Origin of the sequence: Brenneria roseae subsp. roseae (assembly GCF_003115845.1) — a bacterium.
Classification (GTDB): domain Bacteria; phylum Pseudomonadota; class Gammaproteobacteria; order Enterobacterales; family Enterobacteriaceae; genus Brenneria; species Brenneria roseae.
The window spans coordinates 1-25,680 of record NZ_KZ819040.1 but is presented as its reverse complement, the minus strand read 5'-3'; the positions used below and the strand labels follow the sequence as shown (position 1 = coordinate 25,680).

Annotated in this window: 31 protein-coding genes and 1 tRNA gene; 15 read left to right on the top strand and 17 right to left on the bottom strand. The window is 49.6% G+C overall.

What is annotated here, in order from left to right; all coding sequences use genetic code 11:
- Positions 1 to 82 precede the first annotated feature (82 nt).
- Positions 83 to 298 (bottom strand): 30S ribosomal protein S21, encoded by a 216-nt coding sequence (gene rpsU / locus DDT52_RS19485; RefSeq protein WP_001144069.1) that lies wholly within the window; start codon positions 296 to 298, stop codon positions 83 to 85.
- A 227-nt stretch (positions 299 to 525) separates the two neighbouring features.
- Here rpsU and tsaD point away from each other — a divergent pair, with 227 nt between their 5' ends.
- Positions 526 to 1,539, top strand: a complete 1,014-nt coding sequence (gene tsaD, locus DDT52_RS19480; protein ID WP_136157824.1) for a tRNA (adenosine(37)-N6)-threonylcarbamoyltransferase complex transferase subunit TsaD — start codon at positions 526 to 528, stop codon at positions 1,537 to 1,539.
- Positions 1,540 to 1,637: 98 nt separating this feature from the next.
- Here the strand turns inward: tsaD and argR are convergent, their stop codons facing one another.
- Entirely contained in the window at positions 1,638 to 2,108 is a 471-nt protein-coding gene (argR, locus tag DDT52_RS19475; protein WP_109491404.1) for a transcriptional regulator ArgR, read from the bottom strand.
- 471 nt (positions 2,109 to 2,579) lie between these two features.
- On the opposite strand from argR, the gene mdh reads away from it, so the two are divergent.
- Positions 2,580 to 3,518 carry a malate dehydrogenase gene (gene mdh / locus DDT52_RS19470; RefSeq protein ID WP_136157823.1) on the top strand — a complete coding sequence of 313 codons (939 nt, stop codon included), beginning with the start codon at positions 2,580 to 2,582 and terminating at the stop codon, positions 3,516 to 3,518.
- 65 nt (positions 3,519 to 3,583) lie between these two features.
- On the opposite strand, the gene DDT52_RS19465 is transcribed toward mdh, so the two are convergent.
- Positions 3,584 to 3,847 carry a helix-turn-helix domain-containing protein gene (locus DDT52_RS19465; protein ID WP_136157822.1) on the bottom strand — a complete coding sequence of 88 codons (264 nt, stop codon included), beginning with the start codon at positions 3,845 to 3,847 and terminating at the stop codon, positions 3,584 to 3,586.
- A 187-nt stretch (positions 3,848 to 4,034) separates the two neighbouring features.
- On the opposite strand from DDT52_RS19465, the gene DDT52_RS19460 reads away from it, so the two are divergent.
- Together DDT52_RS19460 and DDT52_RS19455 are read left to right on the top strand one after the other, a co-directional pair.
- Positions 4,035 to 4,421, top strand: coding sequence for a DNA-binding protein (locus DDT52_RS19460; RefSeq protein ID WP_136157821.1), 387 nt, complete (start codon positions 4,035 to 4,037; stop codon positions 4,419 to 4,421).
- Positions 4,422 to 4,673: 252 nt separating this feature from the next.
- The gene (locus DDT52_RS19455; protein WP_136157860.1) at positions 4,674 to 5,045 is read left to right on the top strand and encodes a DNA-binding protein; all 372 of its coding nucleotides are present in this window, start codon (positions 4,674 to 4,676) and stop codon (positions 5,043 to 5,045) included.
- Between the two features lie 31 nt (positions 5,046 to 5,076).
- Here DDT52_RS19455 and ispB read toward each other — a convergent pair whose 3' ends face one another.
- Positions 5,077 to 6,048, bottom strand: a complete 972-nt coding sequence (gene ispB, locus DDT52_RS19450) for an octaprenyl diphosphate synthase (protein ID WP_136157820.1) — start codon at positions 6,046 to 6,048, stop codon at positions 5,077 to 5,079.
- Between the two features lie 260 nt (positions 6,049 to 6,308).
- Here ispB and rplU point away from each other — a divergent pair, with 260 nt between their 5' ends.
- From rplU to cgtA, 4 genes are all read left to right on the top strand, one after another.
- Positions 6,309 to 6,620, top strand: a complete 312-nt coding sequence (gene rplU / locus DDT52_RS19445) for a 50S ribosomal protein L21 (protein ID WP_009114476.1) — start codon at positions 6,309 to 6,311, stop codon at positions 6,618 to 6,620.
- Positions 6,621 to 6,640: 20 nt separating this feature from the next.
- Positions 6,641 to 6,898, top strand: coding sequence for a 50S ribosomal protein L27 (gene rpmA, locus DDT52_RS19440; RefSeq protein ID WP_109491399.1), 258 nt, complete (start codon positions 6,641 to 6,643; stop codon positions 6,896 to 6,898).
- Positions 6,899 to 6,989: 91 nt separating this feature from the next.
- Positions 6,990 to 7,949: a DMT family transporter gene (locus DDT52_RS19435; RefSeq protein ID WP_136157819.1), complete on the top strand. Its 960-nt coding sequence runs from the start codon at positions 6,990 to 6,992 to the stop codon at positions 7,947 to 7,949.
- Positions 7,950 to 8,198: 249 nt separating this feature from the next.
- Positions 8,199 to 9,371: an Obg family GTPase CgtA gene (gene cgtA / locus DDT52_RS19430; RefSeq protein ID WP_136157818.1), complete on the top strand. Its 1,173-nt coding sequence runs from the start codon at positions 8,199 to 8,201 to the stop codon at positions 9,369 to 9,371.
- A gap of 242 nt (positions 9,372 to 9,613) precedes the next feature.
- Here cgtA and dacB read toward each other — a convergent pair whose 3' ends face one another.
- Positions 9,614 to 11,047 (bottom strand): serine-type D-Ala-D-Ala carboxypeptidase, encoded by a 1,434-nt coding sequence (gene dacB / locus DDT52_RS19425; protein ID WP_136157817.1) that lies wholly within the window; start codon positions 11,045 to 11,047, stop codon positions 9,614 to 9,616.
- A gap of 270 nt (positions 11,048 to 11,317) precedes the next feature.
- Here dacB and greA point away from each other — a divergent pair, with 270 nt between their 5' ends.
- A complete protein-coding gene (greA, locus tag DDT52_RS19420; RefSeq protein WP_136157816.1) occupies positions 11,318 to 11,794 on the top strand; it encodes a transcription elongation factor GreA in 477 nt (158 codons plus the stop codon).
- A 128-nt stretch (positions 11,795 to 11,922) separates the two neighbouring features.
- On the opposite strand, the gene yhbY is transcribed toward greA, so the two are convergent.
- Complete coding sequence (yhbY, locus tag DDT52_RS19415) at positions 11,923 to 12,216, bottom strand: ribosome assembly RNA-binding protein YhbY (RefSeq protein ID WP_109491394.1); 294 nt, start codon at positions 12,214 to 12,216, stop codon at positions 11,923 to 11,925.
- A gap of 142 nt (positions 12,217 to 12,358) precedes the next feature.
- Between yhbY and rlmE the strand changes: the two genes are divergently transcribed.
- The 6 genes from rlmE (at position 12,359) to DDT52_RS19385 (ending at position 18,017) form a co-directional block, all read left to right on the top strand.
- Positions 12,359 to 12,988 carry a 23S rRNA (uridine(2552)-2'-O)-methyltransferase RlmE gene (rlmE, locus tag DDT52_RS19410; protein ID WP_109491393.1) on the top strand — a complete coding sequence of 210 codons (630 nt, stop codon included), beginning with the start codon at positions 12,359 to 12,361 and terminating at the stop codon, positions 12,986 to 12,988.
- A 56-nt stretch (positions 12,989 to 13,044) separates the two neighbouring features.
- Entirely contained in the window at positions 13,045 to 14,979 is a 1,935-nt protein-coding gene (ftsH, locus tag DDT52_RS19405; protein ID WP_168709811.1) for an ATP-dependent zinc metalloprotease FtsH, read from the top strand.
- A 127-nt stretch (positions 14,980 to 15,106) separates the two neighbouring features.
- Positions 15,107 to 15,940 (top strand): dihydropteroate synthase, encoded by an 834-nt coding sequence (gene folP / locus DDT52_RS19400; RefSeq protein WP_136157814.1) that lies wholly within the window; start codon positions 15,107 to 15,109, stop codon positions 15,938 to 15,940.
- 8 nt (positions 15,941 to 15,948) lie between these two features.
- On the top strand, positions 15,949 to 17,286 hold the full coding sequence (gene glmM / locus DDT52_RS19395) for a phosphoglucosamine mutase (protein WP_136157813.1): 1,338 nt from the start codon (positions 15,949 to 15,951) through the stop codon (positions 17,284 to 17,286).
- A 250-nt stretch (positions 17,287 to 17,536) separates the two neighbouring features.
- The gene (gene secG / locus DDT52_RS19390) at positions 17,537 to 17,869 is read left to right on the top strand and encodes a preprotein translocase subunit SecG (protein ID WP_136157812.1); all 333 of its coding nucleotides are present in this window, start codon (positions 17,537 to 17,539) and stop codon (positions 17,867 to 17,869) included.
- Positions 17,870 to 17,930: 61 nt separating this feature from the next.
- Positions 17,931 to 18,017, top strand: a tRNA-Leu gene (locus DDT52_RS19385).
- 186 nt (positions 18,018 to 18,203) lie between these two features.
- On the opposite strand, the gene DDT52_RS19380 is transcribed toward DDT52_RS19385, so the two are convergent.
- The 11 genes from DDT52_RS19380 to DDT52_RS21005 form a co-directional block, all read right to left on the bottom strand.
- Positions 18,204 to 18,470, bottom strand: coding sequence for a type VI secretion system PAAR protein (locus DDT52_RS19380; protein ID WP_136157811.1), 267 nt, complete (start codon positions 18,468 to 18,470; stop codon positions 18,204 to 18,206).
- Positions 18,454 to 18,696, bottom strand: coding sequence for a hypothetical protein (locus tag DDT52_RS21010; RefSeq protein ID WP_168709810.1), 243 nt, complete (start codon positions 18,694 to 18,696; stop codon positions 18,454 to 18,456). Before DDT52_RS21010 ends, DDT52_RS19380 begins: the two co-directional genes overlap by 17 nt.
- Before the next feature lie 253 nt (positions 18,697 to 18,949).
- Complete coding sequence (locus tag DDT52_RS19375; RefSeq protein WP_136157810.1) at positions 18,950 to 19,210, bottom strand: hypothetical protein; 261 nt, start codon at positions 19,208 to 19,210, stop codon at positions 18,950 to 18,952.
- A 46-nt stretch (positions 19,211 to 19,256) separates the two neighbouring features.
- Positions 19,257 to 19,541, bottom strand: a complete 285-nt coding sequence (locus tag DDT52_RS19370) for a hypothetical protein (protein WP_247595599.1) — start codon at positions 19,539 to 19,541, stop codon at positions 19,257 to 19,259.
- Between the two features lie 84 nt (positions 19,542 to 19,625).
- Positions 19,626 to 19,895, bottom strand: a complete 270-nt coding sequence (locus DDT52_RS19365; protein WP_136157809.1) for a PAAR domain-containing protein — start codon at positions 19,893 to 19,895, stop codon at positions 19,626 to 19,628.
- 35 nt (positions 19,896 to 19,930) lie between these two features.
- Positions 19,931 to 20,695 carry a hypothetical protein gene (locus DDT52_RS19360; protein WP_136157808.1) on the bottom strand — a complete coding sequence of 255 codons (765 nt, stop codon included), beginning with the start codon at positions 20,693 to 20,695 and terminating at the stop codon, positions 19,931 to 19,933.
- Positions 20,696 to 20,712: 17 nt separating this feature from the next.
- A complete protein-coding gene (locus tag DDT52_RS21060) occupies positions 20,713 to 21,618 on the bottom strand; it encodes a hypothetical protein (protein WP_210732747.1) in 906 nt (301 codons plus the stop codon).
- 8 nt (positions 21,619 to 21,626) lie between these two features.
- Positions 21,627 to 23,531 carry a hypothetical protein gene (locus tag DDT52_RS19350; RefSeq protein WP_136157807.1) on the bottom strand — a complete coding sequence of 635 codons (1,905 nt, stop codon included), beginning with the start codon at positions 23,529 to 23,531 and terminating at the stop codon, positions 21,627 to 21,629.
- Positions 23,521 to 24,369, bottom strand: coding sequence for a hypothetical protein (locus DDT52_RS19345; RefSeq protein ID WP_136157806.1), 849 nt, complete (start codon positions 24,367 to 24,369; stop codon positions 23,521 to 23,523). Before DDT52_RS19345 ends, DDT52_RS19350 begins: the two co-directional genes overlap by 11 nt.
- Positions 24,369 to 24,947 (bottom strand): DUF4123 domain-containing protein, encoded by a 579-nt coding sequence (locus DDT52_RS19340; RefSeq protein WP_136157805.1) that lies wholly within the window; start codon positions 24,945 to 24,947, stop codon positions 24,369 to 24,371. The genes DDT52_RS19345 and DDT52_RS19340 overlap by 1 nt, the downstream gene beginning before the upstream one ends.
- The coding region (locus DDT52_RS21005; RefSeq protein ID WP_425591568.1) for a bacteriophage T4 gp5 trimerisation domain-containing protein at positions 24,944 to 25,680 on the bottom strand (737 nt) is incomplete at its 5' end. The genes DDT52_RS21005 and DDT52_RS19340, both read right to left, overlap by 4 nt.

The following is a 25,680-nucleotide window of genomic DNA, read 5'->3' as shown; positions in this document are numbered from 1 at the left end:
CATTCCTTTCGGAAAGCACGGCCTTCGTATGCAACTGCTAAGTCTGCGGATTAATCACGCGGTGGAGGAAATCCTCCTAAAATTAATACAGACGAGTGCGGCGTGCGTTTTCTCGAGCCAATTTCTTCGCGTGACGTTTTACTGCAGAAGCTTTAGCGCGCTTGCGTTCCGTAGTCGGTTTTTCATAAAACTCACGACGACGAACTTCAGCCAGAACACCTGCTTTTTCACAGGAACGCTTGAAGCGACGCAGAGCTACGTCGAACGGCTCGTTTTCACGTACTTTAATTACCGGCATGTGCCTCTCACCTCAATAAATTCGGTTTGCCGCTGGCCTTGTGCCAGCCTTTTCAAAATGGTGCGGAATTCTACTGCAAACGGGATGCCTTTGTAAAGCATGGCGGCGATCATAAAACACTCAGCCTTCGTCAGCGCAGAAAACAGGGCGCTTATGGTAGACTATCTGCCGCATGAAGCAAGCTGCATTAACCGAGAGCTTGTCCCGTAATAAAAGTAGGAACAGCAATGCGCGTATTGGGTATCGAAACATCCTGTGATGAAACCGGGGTTGCCATCTATGACACTCAGGCCGGTCTACTCGCCAATCAACTTTACAGCCAGGTAAAACTCCATGCCGACTATGGTGGCGTGGTGCCCGAACTGGCGTCGCGCGATCATGTGCGTAAAACCGTGCCATTGATTCAGGCGGCGCTGCTTGAGGCCGGATTAAAGGCCCGCGATATTGATGGCGTGGCGTATACCGCAGGTCCCGGACTGGTCGGCGCGCTATTGGTCGGCGCAACCGTGGGACGCGCATTGGCGTTTGCCTGGAATGTGCCGGCAGTACCGGTGCATCATATGGAAGGACACCTGTTGGCGCCGATGCTGGAAGATAACCCGCCTGAATTCCCGTTCGTGGCACTGTTGGTTTCTGGCGGTCATACCCAACTGATTAGCGTAACAGGTATTGGCGAGTATCGGCTGCTTGGCGAGTCGATCGATGATGCGGCAGGCGAAGCTTTCGATAAAACGGCAAAGCTGCTCGGGTTGGATTACCCCGGCGGGCCCCTGTTGTCGAAAATGGCGCAGACGGGCGATGCCGCGCGCTTTACCTTCCCACGCCCCATGACCGATCGACCCGGTCTGGATTTTAGCTTCTCTGGTCTTAAGACATTTGCCGCCAATACGATCCGGAATAATGGAGATGATGAGCAGACGCGTGCCGATATTGCTCGCGCATTTGAAGATGCGGTGGTGGATACGCTGTCAATCAAGTGTCGCAGGGCACTGGATGAAACTGGCTTCAAACGTCTGGTTATCGCCGGAGGCGTGAGTGCTAATCGTACGTTGCGTCAGCGTCTGGGAGACATGATGGCGAAGCGCGGCGGCGCGGTGTTTTATGCCCGGCCTGAGTTTTGTACTGATAATGGCGCCATGATTGCTTATGCAGGCGTTGTTCGCTTACGGCACGGACAACGCCACGATCTCGGCGTTTCCGTGCGTCCCCGCTGGCCGTTGGCCGAGTTACCCACCGTCTGATCAACTATCACCAGCAACGTTTATTGCTGGTGATACAACTAATATCAATTTTTAGCAAAATTGCAGAGCGCTATCGCGGTTTCCCGCGATTGAGTGCGTTATAATTCCTGCTCGAATAAAATCAGAATAGCTTCGTAGAGTTGCTTGACGCTGAAGCCTCTGGCTGGTGTGGTGAATATGGTGTCATCACCGGCAATGGTGCCCAAAATGCCTTCTGATTTCCCCAGGGAGTCGAGCAGTCGGGCAATCAGCTGCGCCGCGCCCGGGCTGGTATGGATCACCACAACGGCATCATTGTAATCAACATCTAATACGAGATTTTTCAACGGACTGGTCGTGGTTGGCACACCCAGTTCCGCTGGCAGACAGTACACCATCTCCATTTTGGCATTGCGTGTACGAACAGCGCCAAATTTAGTTAGCATGCGTGAGACTTTGGACTGGTTGATATTTTCGAATCCATCGTCTTGTAAAGCCTGCACAATTTCACTTTGAGAACTGAACTTCTCTTCCTTCAGCAGCGCTTTGAACGCTTTAACTAAATCTTCTTGTTTTGTCGAGTTGCGCATTCTGCACCGGATTAGTGTGGTTGTTGGTTTTGTTATTATGCAGATAAGTGAATTTTTATGCAATGAAAATGCCTATAACATCATCTGTTAGTGTTTACCGTCGTCTCTCTGAAATAATTAAAAGCTCATGGTGTCGGTAGTCTGAGAAATGCGCCATTCGTCACATAAAAGTGAATTAAATGTTATCAGAATGATGTTGTTTGGATGTCGTTGATCGGTGTAATGTAGCTGACCAGTTAATCGGTCGTGAATGTGCGCCGAATTATTAGCCCTGGAGCCCATTAACTTTACTTACCTTTCAAAATGTATGGCTGCTTTTGATTTATTATTAGGGACATAGCGTATTTTTTCGTCTCTTACGGCGCATGCTGAGCGGTGAGTAGATAGACGTAACTCTTTCTTTTTGCGTTTAAGTTTATAACTAGATGAATTCACGGCATTTTTTTATTTTACGATAATAAGGAGTTTAGGATGAAAGTTGCAGTTCTCGGTGCAGCAGGCGGTATTGGTCAAGCCCTTGCACTCCTCCTCAAAACCCAGCTTCCTTCAGGTTCAGAATTATCTCTTTATGATATCGCTCCCGTAACACCGGGTGTTGCGGTTGATCTGAGCCATATTCCTACTGCGGTGAAAATCAAGGGATATAGCGGCGAAGACGCGAAACCAGCGCTCGTGGGTGCGGATATCGTTCTTATCTCCGCGGGCGTCGCCCGTAAACCAGGTATGGATCGTTCTGATTTGTTTAATGTCAATGCCGGGATTGTGCGCAACCTGGTTGAGCAAATTGCCAGTACGTGCCCTAAAGCCTGCATTGGCATTATCACCAACCCGGTAAATACGACGGTCGCTATTGCCGCTGAAGTGTTGAAAAAAGCGGGTGTTTACGACAAAAATAAACTGTTTGGCGTCACCACGCTGGATATTATCCGTTCCAATACGTTTGTGGCTGAATTGAAAGGCAAACAACCGCAGGACATCAACGTTCCGGTTATCGGTGGTCACTCTGGCGTGACTATTCTGCCGCTGCTGTCACAAATCCCCGGCGTGAGTTTCAGTGAGCAAGAAATCGCTGATCTGACAAAACGTATCCAGAACGCGGGTACGGAAGTTGTGGAGGCAAAAGCCGGTGGCGGATCGGCAACGCTGTCCATGGGGCAAGCAGCGGCGCGTTTTGGCCTGTCTCTGGTTCGTGCTTTGCAGGGAGAAAGCGGCGTTACAGAATGTGCATACGTTGAGAGTGATGGTGAGTATGCCCGTTTCTTTGCGCAGCCGGTTCTGTTAGGCAAAGACGGGATTGTTGAGCGTAAAGCAATTGGTGCGCTGAGTGCTTTCGAACAGCAGGCGCTGAAAAATATGCTGGAGACGTTGAATCAGGATATTGCTTTGGGTGAGTCATTCATCAATAGCTGATGACAACATGGATTTAATATCCCAATAAATATAAAGCCGGAGATGAAAATCTCCGGCTTTTTTACTTAACTGGGACGGATTAATTTTTTTCTATCAATGAGTTGGTTGGTTTCTGGATCGTAATATCGGCTGGGCCAGATTTCTGATGGATGAATACCTAACGCATCGGCAATGAGCCATTCTCCCTTGGGCCAGGGCCGTGACAGCGCATTAGCGAGTGTTGATGAACTCAATCCGGCAGCACGCGATACTGCCGCCAGCGTAGTGCCTTTCTTGCGCAGAGCAGCAATGATATCAGCGGGATGCCAGTCATGTTTCCTTAAACTCATAATCCTTCCCTTATTTGCTATAAGACGACTGTATATTAGTGGTATAAATAACAGGTGTTAGTTATATGCCAAGCTAACATGACATTATTATTTGGAAATAATATAGCATCAATTTTCTAAAAAATTCTCAATTAATTTCCAAATAGATTGGTTTTTGTTAGGAGTGGCACTATCAGGATGAAAGGCGATGAAAAAAGAGTGGTTTGCGACCAGCGAACTGGTTGGCGTTGGCGGCCTTCCGAAATCAAGACAAGGATTGAATAAGCGCGCGCGCGAGGATGGATGGGAAAAGCGCCGCCGTAAAGGGGTTCAGGGACGGGGCGTCGAATATTCGATTCACAGCCTGCCTGATTCCGTCAGAAAATCCTTATTACTTGAAAGCGAGTCACCGTCATATTCTATAAAGCAGCCCGCGACGCTGGCGGTCTGGATGCAAATTTACTCCCAGCTCTCTGAGAGAGAAAGGAATGAACTCATTGCTTATATTCTGCGAGTCGGTGTGTCTGCCACCTTGAACCAACTGGGAATATCTTCATCAAATGAAGCCCCCGATCTCAATGACACGATCGAGTAAATGCCCGCCGGTGCCTGCCATCTGGAGTGTGTCTGGAAGGATGGCAATGATTTCTCCTCTATTTTTTTCAACACGATTTTTTCACTATTTGCATGCCGTTTAATTTCTGCCGGGATGATGAACTGCGCATGCTTTAGTGATATCAATAACGCGTAAAGGTTAGATGTTTAGGTAATAATAGTCTATTATATGGAAACTTTTTGGGGCTAAGTTCAAGGCTGCCCATACAGGATAAGCAAGGGAGTGACGATGATGGACAAAGAGTGGTTTTCAACGAGTGAATTGGTTGGAATCGGTGGATTACCCAAGTCTCCCCAAGGGTTGAATAAACGGGCTCGTGATGACGGATGGGAAAAGCGGCGGCGCAAAGGCGTTCAAGGACGCGGCGTTGAGTATTCCATACGCAGTTTACCGCATGAAGTCAGAAGTTCTCTTGTAATGAAAGAGAGTATGTCGCCGGAATATCGGGTAGAAAAAGAGCCTGCGTTACTGGTGTCATGGATACATATTTTTAATCAGCTGTCAGAAAGCGAACAATCGCAACTGATTAATTTCATTTTGCGGGAAGGGACGCGGGCAATGCTGTCTCGTCTGGATAATGTGACGGATGACCAGACAGCATAGTCGATATGGCGATGGCGCAGCGGGAATGCGATCAGAAATCGCGCTGTACGGCTAAATGAGCAAGGCCTTCAAGTGCGGTACGAAAAGGGGTCTCTGGGAGCTGACGCAGCGCATCGATCGCTTTATCTGCCTCTTCCTCCGCGCGCTGACGAGTGTAGTTGAGCGAACCACACTGCTGCATAGCGGTAAGTACGGGGTCAAGCAAATGACGTCCGTTGCCGTCCTCTATCGCCTGACGAATCATGGCGCGTTGCTCGGCATTGCCATGGTGCATGGCGTGCAGCAGCGGCAGTGTCGGTTTACCTTCGTTAAGGTCGTCGCCGGTATTTTTACCAAGCGTTTGACCGTCAGCGCTATAGTCCAGCAAATCGTCTATAAGCTGAAACGCCGTTCCCAGATAGCGGCCATAATCCTGCAATGCGGTTTCCTGCTCGGGAGTGGCACTCGAAAGAATGGCTGACGCTTGGGCAGCCGCTTCAAACAGACGTGCGGTTTTACTGTAAATGACCCGCATATAGCTTTCTTCGGTAATATCGGGATCGTTACAGTTCATCAACTGCAATACTTCGCCTTCTGCGATCACATTTACTGCTTCTGACATCAGCTCCAGCACACGCAATGATTCCAGGCTGGTCATCATCTGAAATGCGCGGGTATAGATAAAATCGCCAACCAGTACGCTGGCGGCGTTGCCAAATGCGGCGTTTGCCGTCGCTTTACCACGACGCATGTCGGACTCATCCACAACATCGTCATGAAGCAGCGTGGCGGTATGAATGAATTCTATCAGCGCCGCGACCGTAATATGCTTGTTGCCTTCATAGGCAAGCGCTCTGGCGGCAAGTACAGCGATCATGGGACGGATACGTTTGCCCCCGCCGCTGATAATATAATGACCGAGCTGGTTAATAAGAACGACATCCGAGTTCAGTTGTTCAAGAATGACTTTATTAACCGCTTTCATGTCCTGCGCGGTTAGCGCTGTAATTTGTTCTAGATTCATTGTATGTGCCAGCTGTTTTCTTCAACATTGCCGTAAGATTACTGCTTCATATCGGCATATGAGGGAACTTATTGAGCCGATTGTACTTGAAAAATGAGAGAGATAAACGGCAGTTAATACGTTGTATTCTTTTTCTTCACATCCTTCGATTATGCACTTGTCATCGCCCGGTTTTTTGCGTAGAATTCGCGCCCTATTGTGAATATTTATAGTGCGCTCTGGATAATCATACGTTGAGTGCGCGGAAAGCGGAGTTTTTTATGTACGCAGTTTTCCAAAGTGGTGGTAAACAACACCGAGTAAGCGAAGGTCAAACCGTTCGCTTGGAAAAGCTGGACATCGCAACTGGTGAAGCTATTGAGTTTGACCAGGTTCTGATGGTTGCCAATGGTGAAGAAATCAAAATCGGCGTTCCTTTCGTCGATGGCGGTAAGATCAAAGCTGAAGTTGTTGCTCACGGTCGTGGCGAGAAAGTTAAGATTGTTAAGTTCCGTCGCCGTAAACACTACCGTAAGCAAGCGGGCCATCGTCAGTGGTTCACTGACGTGAAAATCACCGGCATCAGCGCTTAAGATTTAGGAGAGCGGATTAAATGGCACACAAGAAAGCTGGCGGTTCAACTCGTAACGGCCGTGACTCAGAAAGTAAACGCCTGGGCGTAAAACGTTTTGGCGGCGAAGCGGTATTGGCTGGTAGCATCATCGTTCGTCAGCGCGGAACCAAATTCCACGCTGGTAGTAACGTTGGCTGCGGGAAGGACCACACTCTGTTCGCTTTGGCTGACGGTAAAGTTCAGTTTGAAGTTAAAGGCCCGAAAAACCGTAAATACATCAGTATCGTTGCTGAATAATATTTCGCGTTAGGCCTTGCAGATTTAAGCCCCGCAATTTGTTGCGGGGCTTTTTACGTTTCTGATTCTTAGCAATCAACCTGAGAAAAGCATGAACACGAAACAACAGACGGGTATCGGTCTTTGTCTGGCGCTGACCACAGCAATATGCTGGGGCGCCTTACCGATAGCCATGAAGCAGGTTTTGGTGGTCATGGAACCTTATACTATTGTTTGGTACCGTTTTTTTATTGCATCGATTGGCCTTGGATTGGTGCTTTTCTCACGGAATAAGCTTCCTCCATTGCGTGTTTTCCGGCATCGGCGGTGGTGGGTTTTATTGCTGATTGCGACCTGTGGGCTGCTGGGGAACTTTGTTTTTTTCAGTTCATCACTACAGTATCTTAGCCCAACGGCTTCTCAGGTTATTGGTCAACTTTCTCCGGTCGGTATGATGTTTGCCAGCGTCTTTATTTTGAAAGAAAAGATGCGGCCGACTCAAATCATTGGAGCTGTGATCCTGATTTGTGGTTTGATCCTGTTTTTTAACACCAGCCTGATTGAGATTTTCACCCGCCTGACCGATTACACGCTGGGGGTTTTACTCGGCATGTGTGCGGCAGCGGTTTGGGTTTCCTATGGCGTGGCTCAGAAAGTGCTTTTACGTCGTTTGACGTCGCCGCAGATTCTGTTTCTGCTTTATGTCCTCTGTGTTTTGTTTATTACCCCCTTTGCCAAACCGGAGACCGTTTTGCAACTCAGTGGCTGGCAGCTTACCTGCCTGCTGTTTTGTGGTGCGAATACCCTGATAGGGTATGGCGCGTTGGCTGAGGCGATGGCACGCTGGCAGGCGGCACAAGTCAGTGCGGTAATTACACTCACTCCATTGTTTACATTGCTCTTTTCTGATCTGCTGGCGTTGACGTGGCCGGACTTTTTTGCGGCTCCGGTGCTTAACTGGATCGGATATTCAGGCGCTTTGGTTGTCGTAGCGGGAGCGATGTTCTCGGCGATCGGACACCGTATCTTTCCTGGGCGGAAACCACGTTCGCCGATTGTTGTGCCAAAATAAACCAAGGACGTTTGCGTCAAATGGCATTTTGACATTCCTTGTGGACTGTTTATTTTTAATACAGATGAAAATATTGGGATAAGCGGGTACAATTCGCCCCCTTGCCGGAACTGGTTCTGGTGCGTCAGTTTTTTATGACAGATGATAAAATAGCTATCTGTCTTTAAATCAAAAAGTTACGCCAAAGAGAACCAATGATAAGCCTAAAACAAGTAGATATTCTCTATTGGTTTTTTGCGGAGAAAGTCAATGAAGTTTGTAGATGAAGCGGCCATCCTGGTGGTCGCAGGTGATGGCGGTAACGGCTGTGTCAGCTTCCGCCGCGAAAAATATATTCCCAACGGCGGCCCTGACGGCGGAGACGGTGGCGATGGCGGAGACGTCTATCTGCTGGCCGATGAAAACCTGAATACGCTGATTGACTATCGTTTTGAAAAATCATTTCGCGCCGAGCGCGGCCAGAATGGCCAAAGCCGGGACTGTACCGGCAAGCGCGGTAAAGATATTACGATTAAAGTACCGGTCGGCACCCGCGTGTTGGATAAGGGAACCGGAGAAGTGCTGGGCGATATGACTCGTCATCAGCAGAGCCTTATGGTTGCCAAAGGCGGCTGGCATGGACTGGGCAACTCCCGGTTTAAATCTTCCGTTAACCGCGCACCGCGTCAGAAAACGAACGGTACGCAGGGTGAAGAACGTGAATTGATGCTTGAGCTCCTGTTGCTGGCCGACGTAGGAATGCTGGGTTTGCCGAATGCAGGTAAATCGACGTTTATCCGTGCGGTTTCCGCCGCTAAGCCAAAAGTGGCCGATTATCCCTTTACCACGCTGGTTCCCAGCCTTGGCGTTGTCCGTATGGACAGCGAACAAAGTTTTGTGGTTGCCGATATTCCGGGTCTGATTGAAGGGGCTTCCGAAGGCGCGGGGCTGGGTATTCGCTTCCTTAAACATTTGGAACGCTGCCGGGTTCTGTTGCATCTCGTTGATTTAGCACCGATTGATGAATCCGACCCAATAGAAAATGCCAAAGTGATCGTCAATGAATTGCAGCAATATAGCGCGGTGTTGTCTGAAAAACCTCGCTGGTTGGTCTTCAATAAAATTGATTTGATCGATAAAGCTGAAGCGGAAAAACGTGCGAAAGAGATTGCCGCTGCACTGGGTTGGGAAGAAAAGTATTACCTGATTTCTGCGGCGAACCGCGAAGGCGTCAATGCACTGTGCTGGGATGTGATGAATTTCCTGAAAGTGCAGCCTAAAGCGATGGCTATCGAAGAAAGCGCGCCAGAGAAAGTTGAATTCATGTGGGATGATTATCACCGTGAGCAACTGGCGGCCGCTGAAAGTGAAGCGGAAGAAGAATGGGATGATGACTGGGACGACGAGGATGAAGAAGGCGTCGAAATCATCTATCATCGTTGATGATTACCCGGGCTGACAACGTTCGGTCCGGTGAAGGATTATCGTCAGGCAATGAACCATTCCAGGATAAGTACAGCGCAGTACGCTCAGGTCATTAACAAAGTTAGATTTTAGGGGAAACACGGGGATGAGGTTCCCGCAGGGACGCCTCACCCCGTGGTCGCCCCCCGTGTATCTCAGGCTTACAGGCGGCTTTGTCAGCAATCTCAGCGCATTCCTGCGCTGTACTTTTTTGTCTTGGATTAGTTGCTTTGATAAATGTCTTTGTATAAACGACTTTCAAATCGCACCAGCGGAACCCGGCGCGAGCGCTGATCTTCAGGTGGAACGGCGTAACCGGAAAGGAATTGAACAAATGCCATCCGCTGACCACTTGCCGTGGTAATAAAACCTGCCAGATTATAAACGCCCTGTAATGCGCCGGTCTTCGCTGAAACTTTACCGTTTACTCCGGCCTCGTGTAATCCACCCCGATACCGTAATGTTCCGTCGTAACCCGCAAGCGGCAGCATCGTAATGTAGTTCAGTTCCTGATCGTGCTGAGCGATATATTGCAATACCTGCATCATGGTTGCCGGAGAGATCAAGTTGTGACGTGATAAGCCGGAACCGTCGACAATAATACTGTTACCCAAATCGACCCCCGCTTTCTGGCGTAATATCTGACGTACGGCGTCAGCGCCTGCACGCCAGGTTCCCGGCACATTGAAACGCTCGCGCCCGATGGTGCGAAACACCGTATCGGCAATCATGTTGTCCGACTTTTTCAGCATGATGGTCAGTAAGTCGTGCAACGGTGCCGATTGTGCCTGCGACAAGACCGTACCGGCGGCGCTTGGCTGAGTCTGGCGACGCAAATTGCCTGTGATTCTGATATCCGCTTGTTGAAGTTCGTCTTTTACGATAGCGCCTGCATAGCTGGCGCCATCCTGAATAGCAAAAGCGAGTGGAAGAGGCTCAGCCCGTTGAGTCAGACAACCCGTGATCGTAAAACGGTTCAGTTCCCCCGGTACGACATCCAGCTCGCAGTATTGTGCGTCGGGAGAGCCCTTCGCCAGGGTACGAACTTCACTAAACATTTGTACCGGATAGTAAGAAGCAACGCGGATAAACGCGTTATCACCGGCTTTGGGGGCGCTGTAGAGAGAAACGGAGAAACAGTTGCGATCGACAATCGCCGCTGCGGGTGGCGCACTGAAACACTGTGTCATGTCGTTCCATGGCCAGCCTGGCGCTTTGTCATGACTGGCGAATACCGATGTGTCGATCATGACATCCCCTGAAATTTCCTGTATGCCGCGCTTTCTTAATTCCTGCACCATATTGCGTATTTGCTGTCGTTTCAGGGTTGGATCACCACTGAAGCGGACGATCAGATTACCGCGCAATATACCGTTATTAACGGGGCCATGACTTTCCATTGTGGTAACGAAACGGTAGTCTGGGCCTAACTGGAGCAGTGCCGCCAATGCGGTTATCACCTTTTGCGTACTGGCAGGTAACGCCATTTGCTGGCTGTTAAAGGCCATTGTCGGCGTCGTTGCCCCGATTTTTTGAACGACCAGCGCCAGATTGGCGCCATCAGGCAAGTATTGGGTGTGATCTTCAATAGTTGCTGCATTGGCATGCAGAACAAAAGCGCAGGCAAGTCCGGTAACAATCGATGAAAAACGCATAATCTCAGCTAACAACAGGGTAACGTGTGGTCATACTACGGCGCAATACGGTCTAAAGTAAACGATGACCCTTATGGAACTCTGGGTTAAAATACGTATCAAAATGCAAAATCGATGCTGGCCTGGAAATTTTTTTCCGGGGCTGGTTACTTTTGTTTAATGCCCAGAAGGCGCTGGCGTGCATAGACACGACGTCGTATTTGATTTTTAACATGTCAGGATGACTACTATTTTTTGAGTCGTACGGATTTTTTTAGAGGTATAGACAATATGAAACAATTTCCGATGACGTTGCGTGGTGCTGAAAAATTACGCGAAGAGCTTGATTATTTAAAATCAGTCCGTCGGCCCGAGATTATTGCCGCGATTGCTGAAGCTCGTGAGCACGGCGATCTGAAAGAAAATGCGGAGTACCACGCTGCGCGTGAACAGCAAGGTTTTTGTGAAGGACGAATTCAGGATATCGAGGCTAAGCTCTCTAACGCTCAGGTCATCGATGTGACGAAAATGTCCGCCAATGGCCGTGTGATTTTTGGCGCGACGGTGACGGTCATGAATCTGGATAATGAAGAAGAGCAGACGTATCGCATCGTAGGTGACGATGAGGCGGATTTTAAACAAAATCTGATTTCTGTTAATTCACCGATCGCCCGCGGCCTGATTGGCAAAGAAGAAGAAGATATTGTGGTCATCCGTACACCGGGTGGCGAAGTTGAATATGAGATTCTGAAAGTTGAATATTTGTAACTTTTGCTGCATTGGCGATTAAATCGGCAAAGTTTGTAAAGAAAAGAAAAAGGCCGCTTGCGGCCTTTTCTCTAACAGACAGGCATGGCACCTTTCCGTTAAAACAGAGTATGTTGAAATAAAAAGTGCTATCGTGGTAACACAATTTTACGTTCTTTTGCAGGACGATAAAGCACCAACGTGTGGCCGATGACCTGAACGTTACTGGCCCCGGTTTCGCGAACGATAGCTTCAATAATCAAAGTTTTAGTCTCGCGATCTTCTGTAGCGACTTTCACCTTGATAAGTTCGTGATGCTCTAATGCCTGTTCGATCTCAGCCAGAACACCTTCGGTGAGGCCGTTATTGCCCAGCATGACAACCGGTTTTAACGGATGCGCCAGACCTTTCAGGTGTTGTTTTTGTTTATTACTTAGGTTCATTGTCTTTTTTGCTTAGGTTGGGATTGAAAACGGGTCATTCTACCGCCATCTCATGATTATAACCAATTTGGCTGTGCTGATTGGGGATATGTGAGAAGTTTCTATCCACCGAGAGCGTCTTACAAGAATAGTTGGAAAATAGATGGCTAATAAGAAGCGTTCTGCGAGTTCCAGTCGCTGGTTGCAGGAACACTTTAGCGATAAATATGTGCAGCAGGCGCAGAAAAAAGGGCTACGCTCACGAGCTTGGTTTAAACTTGATGAAATACAGCAGAGCGACAAATTGTTTAAACCGGGTATGACCGTTGTCGATTTGGGGGCTGCGCCTGGCGGTTGGTCACAATATGTGGTGACGCAGATTGGCGGACAAGGCCGTATCATCGCCTGTGATATTTTACCGATGGATCCTATTGTCGGTGTCGATTTCCTTCAAGGGGATTTTCGTGATGAATTAGTCCTCAAAGCGCTGCTTGAGCGGGTTGGGGATAGCAAGGTTCAGGTGGTGATGTCTGACATGGCCCCGAACATGAGCGGTACACCGGCAGTTGATATTCCGAAATCGATGTATCTGGTTGAATTAGCACTTGAAATGTGTCGGGATGTATTAGCGCCAGGCGGAAGTTTTCTGGTGAAAGTGTTTCAGGGAGAAGGTTTTGATGAATACCTGCGGGAAATTCGCTCCCTGTTTACGAAGGTTAAGATTCGTAAGCCAGACGCTTCGCGTGCCAGGTCACGTGAAGTGTATATTGTAGCGACAGGGCGCAAACTGTAGTACCCTAACGCTGTTTTTTAACACAGTTGTAATATGAGGTTAATCCCTTGAGTGACATGGCGAAAAACCTGATTCTCTGGTTAGTCATCGCAGTAGTGCTGATGTCCGTTTTCCAGAGCTTCGGGCCCAGCGAGTCGAATGGCCGTAGGGTGGATTATTCAACCTTCTTGACTGAAGTGAATCAGGATCAGGTCCGTGAAGCACGTATTAACGGGCGTGAGATCAATGTTATCAAAAAAGATAGCAACAGATACACGACTTATATTCCTGTCAATGACCCCAAGCTACTGGATAACCTGCTAACGAAGAATGTGAAAGTCGTTGGTGAGCCACCGGAAGAGCCAAGCCTGCTGGCTTCGATCTTTATCTCCTGGTTCCCAATGTTGTTACTGATCGGTGTCTGGATCTTCTTCATGCGTCAAATGCAAGGCGGCGGCGGTAAAGGCGCCATGTCCTTTGGCAAGAGCAAAGCCCGGATGCTGACGGAAGATCAGATCAAAACGACCTTTGCCGACGTAGCGGGTTGTGATGAAGCAAAAGAGGAAGTGAGCGAACTGGTCGAGTATCTGCGTGAACCAAGCCGTTTTCAGAAACTGGGCGGTAAGATACCGAAAGGTATCCTGATGGTCGGTCCTCCGGGTACGGGTAAAACGCTGCTGGCAAAAGCCATCGCGGGTGAAGCGAAAGTTCCTTTCTTTACTATTTCCGGTTCAGATTTCGTTGAAATGTTCGTCGGTGTTGGTGCTTCCCGCGTACGTGACATGTTTGAGCAGGCCAAGAAAGCGGCGCCTTGTATCATCTTTATTGATGAAATCGATGCGGTAGGCCGCCAACGTGGCGCTGGTCTGGGCGGTGGTCACGATGAACGTGAGCAAACGCTGAACCAGATGCTGGTTGAAATGGATGGTTTTGAAGGCAATGAAGGCATTATTGTCATCGCGGCAACCAACCGTCCTGACGTTCTGGACCCTGCATTACTGCGTCCAGGTCGTTTTGACCGTCAGGTAGTGGTGGGTTTACCTGATGTTCGCGGTCGTGAACAGATTCTGAAAGTACACATGCGCCGCGTGCCATTGTCTCCGGACATTGATGCATCCGTGATTGCGCGTGGTACGCCAGGCTTCTCCGGTGCGGATTTGGCCAACCTGGTCAATGAAGCGGCCTTGTTTGCCGCACGCGGTAACAAACGCGTGGTGTCCATGGTCGAGTTTGAAAAAGCGAAAGACAAAATCATGATGGGTGCTGAGCGCCGTTCCATGGTGATGACTGAGCAGCAGAAAGAATCAACGGCTTATCACGAAGCCGGGCACGCGATTATTGGTCGTCTGGTACCTGAGCACGATCCTGTGCATAAAGTGACGATTATTCCGCGCGGTCGTGCTCTGGGTGTGACGTTCTTCCTGCCAGAAGGTGATGCAATCAGTGCCAGCCGTCAGAAACTGGAAAGCCAGATTTCTACGCTGTACGGCGGTCGTCTGGCTGAAGAAATCATCTATGGCGTGGAAAAAGTTTCCACCGGTGCGTCAAATGACATCAAGGTAGCGACGTCTATTGCTCGTAACATGGTGACACAGTGGGGCTTCTCCGAAAAACTGGGGCCGTTGCTGTATGCCGAAGAGGAAGGCGAAGTGTTCCTGGGACGTTCCGTTGCCAAAGCCAAACACATGTCTGACGAAACGGCCAGAATCATCGACCAGGAAGTGAAATTGCTGATTGAGCGTAACTACGTGCGTGCTCGTGAACTGCTGATGGCAAACATGGACATATTGCATTCAATGAAAGATGCGTTGATGAAGTATGAAACCATTGATGCCCCGCAGATTGATGATCTGATGGCCCGTAAAGATGTTCGCCCGCCAGCCGGTTGGGAAGAGTCCAGCTCGGATAGCAATTCTGATAACGGTGGCTCACCAAAGGCCCCGACGCCTGTTGACGAACCCCGTACCCCAAATCCGGGTAATACGATGTCAGAACAACTGAGCGATAAATAACGCGGCAGTGGTTATGTTTCGACTGCACGTAGTTGTTTTTGTAAACCCTGGCTTTGGCCGGGGTTTTTTACTGAATAAGCTCACGGGAAAATTTTTAAGGTAATCCAGCGATGTCGAGGGAAATGTCATGCAATTGATCGCCAGAGGATCAACCCTGGATCTGTCCCGTCCCAATGTGATGGGCATTCTTAATGTCACACCTGATTCATTCTCTGATGGCGGCAAGCACAATACCGTGAATACAGCAGTGCGTCATGCTCAGGAGATGATCGCGGCTGGCGCCACACTGATCGACATTGGCGGCGAGTCGACTCGCCCTGGTGCCGATGAAGTCAGTACCGAAGAAGAACTGGAGCGGGTGGTGCCGGTGGTTGAAGCGTTGTCTGAACGTTTCGATACGTGGATTTCTGTCGATACGTCAAAACCCGAGGTTATCACCGCCTCTGCTCAAGCCGGCGCACACCTTATCAATGATATTCGATCGTTGCAGGAGCCGGGCGCTTTAGAAGCTGCGGCGGCAACGGGATTACCTGTTTGTCTGATGCACATGCAGGGATTGCCAAAAACGATGCAGCATAATCCCCATTATGATGATTTGATGTCGGAAATCGGGGATTTTTTACAACATCATATTGATCGTTGCGTGATCGGCAATATTCCGAAAAGTAAGCTATTAGTGGATCCCGGATTCGGATTTGGTAAGAATCTGGCCCATAATTACGAGCTTCTGGCTCGTTTGGGGGAATTGCATCGCTTTGGACTGCCTTTGCTGGTGGGCATGTCCAGAAAATCCATGATTGGGCAACTACTCAAGGTTCCCCCATTGCAACGCGTTCAGGGCAGTGTGGCGTGTGCCGTGATTGCTGCGATGCAAGGCGCACAAATCATCCGCGTTCACGATGTGAAAGAAACAGTCGATGCCATGCGCATCGTTGAAGCTACTCTTGCAGCAAAGGAATAAAAACGACTATGAGTAACCGCAAATATTTTGGGACGGACGGCGTGCGCGGCAAAGTGGGTGATACACCCATTACGCCTGATTTTGTGCTGAAACTTGGCTGGGCCGCGGGTAAGGTTTTGGCGCGCCATGGTTCGCGTAAGATCATTATCGGTAAAGATACCCGAATTTCCGGTTATATGCTGGAGTCCGCTCTGGAGGCAGGCCTTGCAGCGGCCGGTTTATCTGCTTCTTTTACGGGGCCAATGCCGACGCCGGCGGTTGCTTATCTGACTCGAACTTTCAGAGCGGAAGCGGGGATTGTTATCTCTGCTTCACATAATCCTTACTATGATAACGGCATTAAATTCTTCTCTATTGATGGCACCAAATTGCCTGACGATGTGGAAGAAGCGATAGAAGCCGAGATGGAAAAACCGTTGACCTGTGTAGAGTCAGCAGAATTGGGTAAGGCAAATCGTATTGTCGACGCGGCAGGACGTTATATTGAGTTTTGCAAAGGGACGTTCCCCAGCGAGCTTAGCCTCAGTGGTCTGAAAATTGTGGTTGACTGCGCGAATGGCGCTACATACCACATCGCGCCAAGTGTATTGCGGGAACTGGGCGCTAAAGTGATTTCCATCGGCTGTGAACCGGATGGTATGAACATCAATGAAGAGTGCGGCGCGACGGATGTAAGGCAGCTACAGGCGCGTGTTCTGGCGGAAGAAGCCGATGTAGGGCTGGCATTCGATGGTGATGGCGACCGGTTAATCATGGTTGACCACCTGGGTAATAAAGTCGATGGCGATCAAATTCTGTACATCATCGCCCGCGAGGGTTTACGCCAGGGGCAGTTGCGCGGCGGGGCGGTAGGAACCCTGATGAGCAATATGGGATTGGAGCTTGCATTGAAGCAACTGGGTATTCCGTTCGCTCGTGCCAAAGTCGGCGATCGCTATGTGTTGGAAATGATGCAGGCAAAGGGATGGCGTATTGGTGCCGAAAACTCCGGCCACGTTATTTTGCTGGATAAAACCACAACGGGTGACGGTGTGATCGCCGGTTTGCAAGTATTAACAGCGATTGTCAGAAACCACATGAGTTTGCATGATTTGTGCAGCGGTATGAAACTATTTCCGCAGATTCTGGTTAACGTTCGTTTCTCTGGTGAGCATGACCCGCTTGAGGATAACACCGTTCAACAGGTAACACAGGATGTTGAAAATGAGCTCACCGGTCGTGGCCGCGTTCTGTTGCGTAAATCGGGTACTGAGCCGTTGATTCGTGTCATGGTTGAAGGTGAAAATGAAGCAACGGTTATTGAGTTGGCAAATCGGATTGCGGATGCGGTAAAGGCGGTTGGTTGACGATCGTTAAACACTGACAATCAAGAAGATAAGGCTTTCAGTTATTATCACATGCTGAAAGCCGCTGTTTTTTTCTTCAATCAGCAAATGACAGCCAAATTACCCTTGCGTACGCTACAGCCTTTGGTTAGTATTCAGACCCGCTTAATAAGGGATGAGTGATTCATTCGAACTAGCGGACTAGACGCGGTTTACCGCAAGAATATAGCATTCTCCATTAATAATGGGGAAAACGGTTACGGGTACAACTATGTACGAAGCTCTTTTGGTCATTTTCCTGTTAGTAGCGCTCGGGCTTATCGCCTTGATTATGCTACAGCAGGGTAAAGGTGCTGATATGGGCGCTTCGTTCGGAGCAGGTGCTTCTGCCACTTTGTTCGGTTCGAGCGGCTCCGGTAACTTCATGACTCGCATGACGGCGGTATTGGCGGCTCTGTTCTTCATTATCAGTCTGGTGTTGGGGAATATGAGTTCGTTGCAGAAGAGAGGCGGCGCCTGGGATAACCTGAACCAGCCAGAGAACGTAGAGCAGACTACAACACCTGCCGCGCCAGCTGCCCCGGTTAGCGATATTCCGAAGTAGTAATCGTTTGGAACAGTATCACGGTAATGCCCGTCATTACTGTTGAATAAGTTATTGTGATGCCGAGGTGGTGGAATTGGTAGACACGCTACCTTGAGGTGGTAGTGCCCGATTGGGCTTACGGGTTCAAGTCCCGTCCTCGGTACCAATACAGAATCAATAGACGTCAACCGACGTCTATTTTTTTATCTCAACCCCACGAATTTACTGGCTTTTCCATTATGGAGCAACCAGATAACCATTTCCCGATCGGTTCTTCTATCAAACGATAGTGACAGTTAATATTCTCTGCCGGATAACAGAAAATTCAGCCGTCAAATCTTCTGATAAAACGTCATCCGATATTTACACTTCCACCACCAATCAACACGCCGCCGCAACTGACGGCATCGCCGGTACGTGCGGCGAGTTTACCATCAACAAACACGCTGGATGAACCACTACTGATGCTTCGGCCATGACCATGAGAGGCCAGAGGATCTCCCTGCCGGGCCAGTGGCAAACCATCCACTTTTACTGTTGGAGAAGCTTCAGTAACTGGCGTTGGTGGATAGCTGCCATGACCAGTATCTTTATCGCCCTTTTTAACCGCGTTTCCCATATTTTCTTCCCCTTGATTTATTGACACCACCGCGCTGCTTGCCGTTTAACCGCTTCTCTGCAGGGAGTGCCAACCTGTCCATATCGTTAGAATTGTACTCCTGTACTATCCCAGCAAGGCGTCGATGATTGAACACAACAAAAGTGAAATACCCCATAAGCAATATCAGCCAGCACAGCAGGATATGGACACCGTTAACACCACTGAACAGCATGATTATCGCCATGGCAAAGCCTGTCGGCCAACTGAGCGATGATTTTTTTTACCGTAATATTTACAGGATTTTCTGAATTCTTCTCCTCACTGGTTTTAGCAAACGGGATTCCATCTTTATTCAGGCCAACATGGAGTTGACTCAATATCCTTGAGTCTTTTCCCTTAAAGGCCGTTAGATCAAGTTCACAACCGGATTCCAGATTAAATTTTTTCGCGCTTCATCACTTATTTTTTCTTCTGAGAGCCATCCCAACGTACCTATTTCAAGGGTAATATCGTTTTCGCCATTCGCCATTCGCTAAGATAAGCATGGCATTGGTACTCGATGAACCGAAACCTCTCCCTGCCACTGCCGAGTCACGGTTATCCATACCAAGCACGCCATTGGTCTTAATAGCGCAAAATGCATAATTAATATCAAACACACTACGAATTCTTAGCGATTCATTAGCAGCATTGGCAGTAGTCATCATTATCACTCCTAAGAAAACCAAATTTTTCCATTTACCCATTTTATCTATCATAATATCGCCTTCGTTTATTTAATGACTTTGGTTTATAGATCATCGTTCACGAATCCACAGGTATCAATTTTGGTTTAGTGAGACTTCTCTCCTTACCAAATAGATTAATTCTCATTGGTGATTCTGATTCTTTTAGTGGTTCACCTAAAACAGTTCTATTTTTGTATGCATATTTTTTATTTGATAAATTTTTAGCACCACGACGAGGAGCCGATTTTAAATCAGCAAACAATTCTACTTCTGCGGTAATTCCATTATGATACCCTACCAAGTCTATGCCTTCATCGTGTTGATCCAGTTTAAAACCTGCTTCTGTTTTGATTATCCCCACCCCTTTCAGGGCGACTTCAACAAACAGAACCTCTGTCGTGAATGCTACACTGATAACCCCTTCCAGCGTAAAACCAAGCGGGGGTTACGCCTTGTTGTAATTCCCCGGACACGAGGACGCGACACTGCAACCACATGCGAGTTGCGCTGGTTCGAATACCATGGGACACCCGTTGTGAATAGCCGAACCGTCACCGCCTGTAACCAGCGGAAACGTTCCTTTGTGGGTGGGACATACTGCGTTATCGCCAAGCAGACACTGCGGAACGCCATTAATAGGAAAGCCACTGGCTTCAATCATTTTTCCTCCACCTGAATGGGCATCTCCCAGGCGAATGGCACCACGTCCTAACATAGACTTTCTCCTTCGGTGCACAGCACCATGCAATTTTATCTGCTGCCGCAACCGAGTTTCTTGCGCATGTGGTCTCTCATGATAGCTGCTACCTGTGCTGACTGGTCACTAAAAGCCCTGTCCACATTCTCACACCCCTTCGGCTGTGGTGGTGGCGGCGTATCGCCTTTGAGCGTTCCCCATGCCACGTAGAGAGAGAAAACGACTATCACGGGTAGCACCAACCACAAAAATATTCTGGTCTTGAAGTGGTAACGTACATCCCATTTACTCTTTTTATTGGCACTGCGCCTGAAATAGGCTGACACCTGCGCCTGCCCATAACGCTGTACGGCCCGTTGCCAATGCTCTGTGGGCACCAGCAGCAACTCTTCAGTGTCATTGACAACACCTTCTTCTGGACGTCGGTAGAGGAAGAGGTATCGACCTTTCATCAGTCGTTCGAGCTTCGCCAAATCCTGCTCGAACCCACCCGTTCCCATCGAGTGATGAGATAGCACAATCACCCTGTCGCCAAAGCGCACTTTCACCGTATCGTCGTTGTCATCAAAATCGGCGGTGAAGGTATCCCCCAGCTTTTCTTCCAGCCACTCGACAATACTGAAAGTGCCTTCTTTATAATCCAGAAAGTAACCATAGATTGCGATCAAGGTATTCACGTAGTTGTCTACTGATGATGCAGCCGGATCGTCATCGAATTCGTTGTATTGCTGGAGCAATGCCTCTCGCACAGCCTGTGCCTGCTTGTCGTTGGAGGCGGTGAATACAGAAGAAAATTGTTCCCACGTTGGGATTTGCATGGTAGCGGTTCGCTCTCTCATAGGCCTGGCGGTAGCACTTGAGGATCACGCTGACGTACCACTTCAAGAAAGCGGTCAAGCAGCTCATCGCGTTCAGTCACTTCTCCGGGCTGGCAGGTGATCGCGGCATAAGGCGTTTGCATCAGTGGATGGTCAATATGGGCTGGGTTCATCAACCCCACGGTTTCACGCAGACGCAATACGGCCAGGATCTCTGTAGGATGAACAGCGAGGAATACGGAGTTGAACTCGAATTGTTTAGCTTGCTGGTTGGCTTCGCGCTCGGTCACAGCAATACGCTCGACGTGAGTATCGCAGGCAGAGAGCAGAACAGGTAAAAGCTTGTCCGGGTCGGGTTCGCGCCAGTGCGCCACCAACTGGCCCCAGGCAGGGTCGCGTGGCAAGGCATGTTTGTCCAGATCCAAGGGTTTTCCCAGCCAGTCGCCGATGATAGTCAGACCGAAGGCGGCGTAGCGAAGCGTGGAACTGATTGGAGGCTTGCGCCCATCATGAACGCCATACCCGCCGTCGAGACTATCGAAAATTGCTTTGTGAAATGGCTCTATGAACTTATGATTACCTGTGGCTATAGCTCCCAATATGAAGTGGGTAAGAGTGTCGAGGCTATAAATGAATAGGCGATCATTTGTCTTCATGTCGTTAAGGTCTATCAATTGAGAATATATAAACCTTTTGAACGCATGTGCCATATGGATATTGGCTTTGTTTGCATTGTCAACAGTTGACAATAGGCTTTGCTTCACTTCCAACATGCCATGCTTGAATAAGTCAACAGTGGCTAGAGCAAGGTGCCCTTGTCCATTTACATAGTTTTCAACTCGATCACGCGGTAGAAAGCCATCTGTGGCCCACTCCCTAACTTGTGGCAAAATACTGTCGAGTCTACTTTTATCCTTTTTCATTGCGTCCTCTACCAGGTGTTAATCTGAATTCCAGAGCCATTCCCAACAGTTTTACTTAGTGCTCCTTGGGAGTCAAAAAATACTTGGGCATGTAGAAACTTGATTTTTCCTAATGCAACAGCGTCCTCAAGAGCATTGAGTTTATCTTGGACGTTGGGGTCAACCTCCAGCATTTTTGCTTTACTCCATCCTCCAGAATCTAATCCAATCTTCGCTTGGAGGTCAGCAACTTTGCCAGCCCCTGTCCCCTGAGTCTTATTAAATCCAGGTGTTTTAGTCCCACCCAATGTCGTTTTGGTCTCAATCACCAGCAGCGTGTCTTCCGTAAAGTTGAGCGTCTGGGTCGGGGCGGGAGTGCCATTTGCACCATCCATTGAATGCTGCATACTCTTCGACGTAGGCGCACGCACGGTCAGCGACGGTGGTGGCGGTACCCAGACCAGCATATCCAGGCCGTGACCGCTCTTGTTCGTCAGCCCGAAACGGTTCGGCACACCCGCTTTACCACTGTAACCCAGAATGCGCTGGGGATTGACGCCCCATTTCTCTACCATACTCGCGGCCAGCGCCTCTTCGCCCGCATCGCCTACTACTTTACAGATACGGCCTATCACTTTCAGGCTGCCACCGCGCTGGATAATCAGCATCGTCAGGCGACTACGTAGCGTATTACTCATGACAAAGTAATTGGCCTTACCCGTCGCCGTGGTCAGCGCAACCTGACTGCGATTGGTATCCAGTGACGGCCTGTCCCGCCATTCGATGTCGCCGGTTTCGTCATGGCGCCCCGCAGGTCTGCGACCACGCAGTTCAATCGCCAGCGGCTCACCACTCTTGTGTCCTCCCAGTCTGCGGCGCTCTTCTTCACTGATGGCATCGGTGTCGAAGCGGGCGCTGACGGGCACATCCCCCCGGATCTTGCGCAGCACCCAACGGGCTCCGCCCAGTGCGAAGGGGGTCAGCATGGCCAGATTGATGAACATAAAGACCTGACGGCCACGCTCTTCACCGTCTTTCGGATCGTACAATTTACCCAGGCTTTCAAAAAGGGCTTCGCCGTGGTCTATTCCTTCGCCAGTGATCAGTGTCGTGCTGCCGTTGGCAATGGCGTTGCCGGCGATTGCAATATCAATTGCCGCAAAAGTATATCTGACCCCCTTGTAAATACCGAAAAGTCCTCTGGTTGCGCCGACGACAGGAATAATGGACAAGACGCCAAATCCTGCTTCTGCGACAGCTAATATACGTATCCAGAGTTTGTGCAGCGTTTTAGCCTGCTGATAGTGGCGGTCCAGCTCTTGCGCAGCTTGTCGTGGATCGAACAGGCCGGAAACCGTCCATTCGAACTGGGTCTGGGCAAGGCGTTGACCATCCGCGCCTATCAGTGGCTCCTTTCGATAGCGGGCGGACGTAAACGTCCAGAAGTAGATGCGGCTCCCCAGAAAGACACAATTAGTCTGGTTACAGGAAATCGTGGGAAGTTCGGTTATATCTCCGTGAACCACCTCCATCAGAAAAGCAGGCGTAACGTGGGTTTCCGTCTCCATGTCGTCTTCCAGGCAGTGGAACACCAGCCCCTGAGCAGCCTGAAAAGCATGGAATTCGGCAAGGTAAGCGTCTCCGTACATCTCCCCCAATTGTTGGATCACTCGCTGCAAATAGGTATTACGAAAATTTTCGACGCGGTCGGTGATCCAGGGGTTCTGAGTAAACCACTCCGGTGTAGCAGCATCATCATGAGAGGGGATCCCCAGCCATTGATCGGCCTCCCGGGGTCCGTCGCTGCCGTTGAGGGAGAACGGTACGCCAAGTCCGGCGCAATCCGTACAAATCGATGCCGGACTGGGCACATTCCCCTCCATCGCATCCTGGGACAATTGTTCATAGCTGGCGCTGAGGGCGTTAGTCGTCATTGGGTGCCTCCTCCATGAGAATACGCTGGTGCCGTTGCAGAAATTGCAATAGGAAATGACAGACCTGGCGCGGATCCGATTTTTGATACAGCCCGTCATGCAAGGCGATGAATAAAGGGTTGGAGTAAAAAAAACGGCCAAAGCTCAGCGCCAGTAATATATGGTGGCCCAGGCAAATTAACTGGTTCAGTTGCAGATGCTGCAAGTCATCACTGGGCAGAAATATTCGTCCAGTCATATGACGCATGCCAAGCAGCTCATAAGCTGAATACTGCTGCCTACTGACAGGAGGCAACTTAAGTTGACTCAGCGCATCCGCTTCATAGGTTTCAAACAATGTCTGTATGGCCTGAGGCGTATCAATGCCGTACAGCAATGCGGATTGCTCGAAGGCTCGCCAGATGTTTTCAGCCTGTAACGCAGCAGGATTTATCGACAACAATGTGAGAAAAATCTGATGCGCCTGCGGCAAAATGCGCTCAGTCTGCTGACGTAGCGTAATGGCGGTGTTAATAGCCAAATTCAGCCGGGTCGGTTCAGGGAGTCCCGCCGCCGTCAGAATCGGGTTTAGGGTGGCTTGATGGATATCATTCTGCCAACCCAGACCAAGCAGTAAGCTCAGGCTAACGTGTGTACTGTATTGACGCCCGTTGCTATATCCAGCCGCTATCGCTTCTTTACCGGCGGCTTCCACAAAAGCAGGCATGCATTGCGGTATGCTGGGCAGCCGGGGTAACAGGGGGGCCAGCGTATCGCACAAGTAGCGTGACAACCGGAGATCCGCCTGCTTTCTTGCCAGGCGCTCCATGATGTCGAGATTGATAGCATTCAGCATCATCAGGCCTCCTGACCAACGGGAAGATCAAGCCAGACCAGACAGCCATCACACTCGGTTTCTTCATGGCGCTGTTGCTCAAACAGGGGTTGTACGCGCCGTGACAGTGATGCCTGCGGGTCGTGGAAGTACATCTCCTCAATCTCGCCATCAGCGAAAAAACGTGAGACGGCGGAAGGCGTATGGGAAATTGAAGCAATATAAAGTTGCAGGGCTGACGGGGTGCCCAGACGCAAAATAAACCGCCGGGTTCCCTCCACAAACTTACTGAAATACCTCAGATGTCGCCGAACTTCATCCGGTGGCATGCGGGCAAACATCACAATCATGGGCATCGTCTCAAACGCCTTGCCCAGCCACAGATCAAAGTCGCTGTCAGGCTCTGGTACACAGAGCCACGGCGTGTATTGCTCAAGCCCTGCCTGCGTATCCAGATGCCATAGCGGATAATGAACAACTTCATGAAACTCCAGTCGCGCCAGCAGGTGCTTCTCAGCGCTTGTTTCAGCCAGTACATAAAGATGAGTTCGGCTGTTGTGGACAGGTAGCCCGGCCTTTTCCAGTTGCTGATAGAAACTCATTTTTTGCCCTCTTTAAGGGGGCACTCTTCTACCAATGGGGAGCCCTGATTGATAGCAGCTTCAATAGCTTGTATCTGGTCGCCAGCGGGAGAAGTAATGCTGACATTGCCTTTCAGTTGGATGTTTGGTGCATCCAGTGTGATGCCGCTGCCATCGAGCAGAATTTTGCCTGCCGGACCACGGATTAAAATACGGTCAGTACCTTGCAGGACATATTCGGTCGTCAGCAGTCGCTGACCACTTCTGGCCTCAATGGACTGTATGCCTTCAATGACCACTTTTTCATGCTCGCCAATCGTGACGAGATGGCTGGCGGTAATATCTTCCTTCAGCGTATTACCGATATTGCGTACCTCGTTACGGTCAATGGTGACAAAGGCATCCTGACGGATATGCTCTTTGCGGTCACGGCCAACCGTATTGGCTTCATCCTGACCAATGTTGGTTGTGCGATCACGCGCTACGGCTATCCGCTGATCGTTGCCGATAGAAAGTGTTTCATCATGATTGACCTGAATATTCTGGTCTTTTTGCGCATGGATAAAAATTTCTTCGTTGTCTGCGGCATCTTCAAAACGCAGTTCGTTAAATCCCCCGCCTTTGTGCGTTTTACTCTTGATGGTCATCCGCGTTTTATGTAACGGCAGTTCATACGGTGACGGATTGGTAGCATGAAAGGTCCGCCCCGTCACAATAGGCTGGTCCGGGTCGCCTTCCAGGAAACTGACGATAA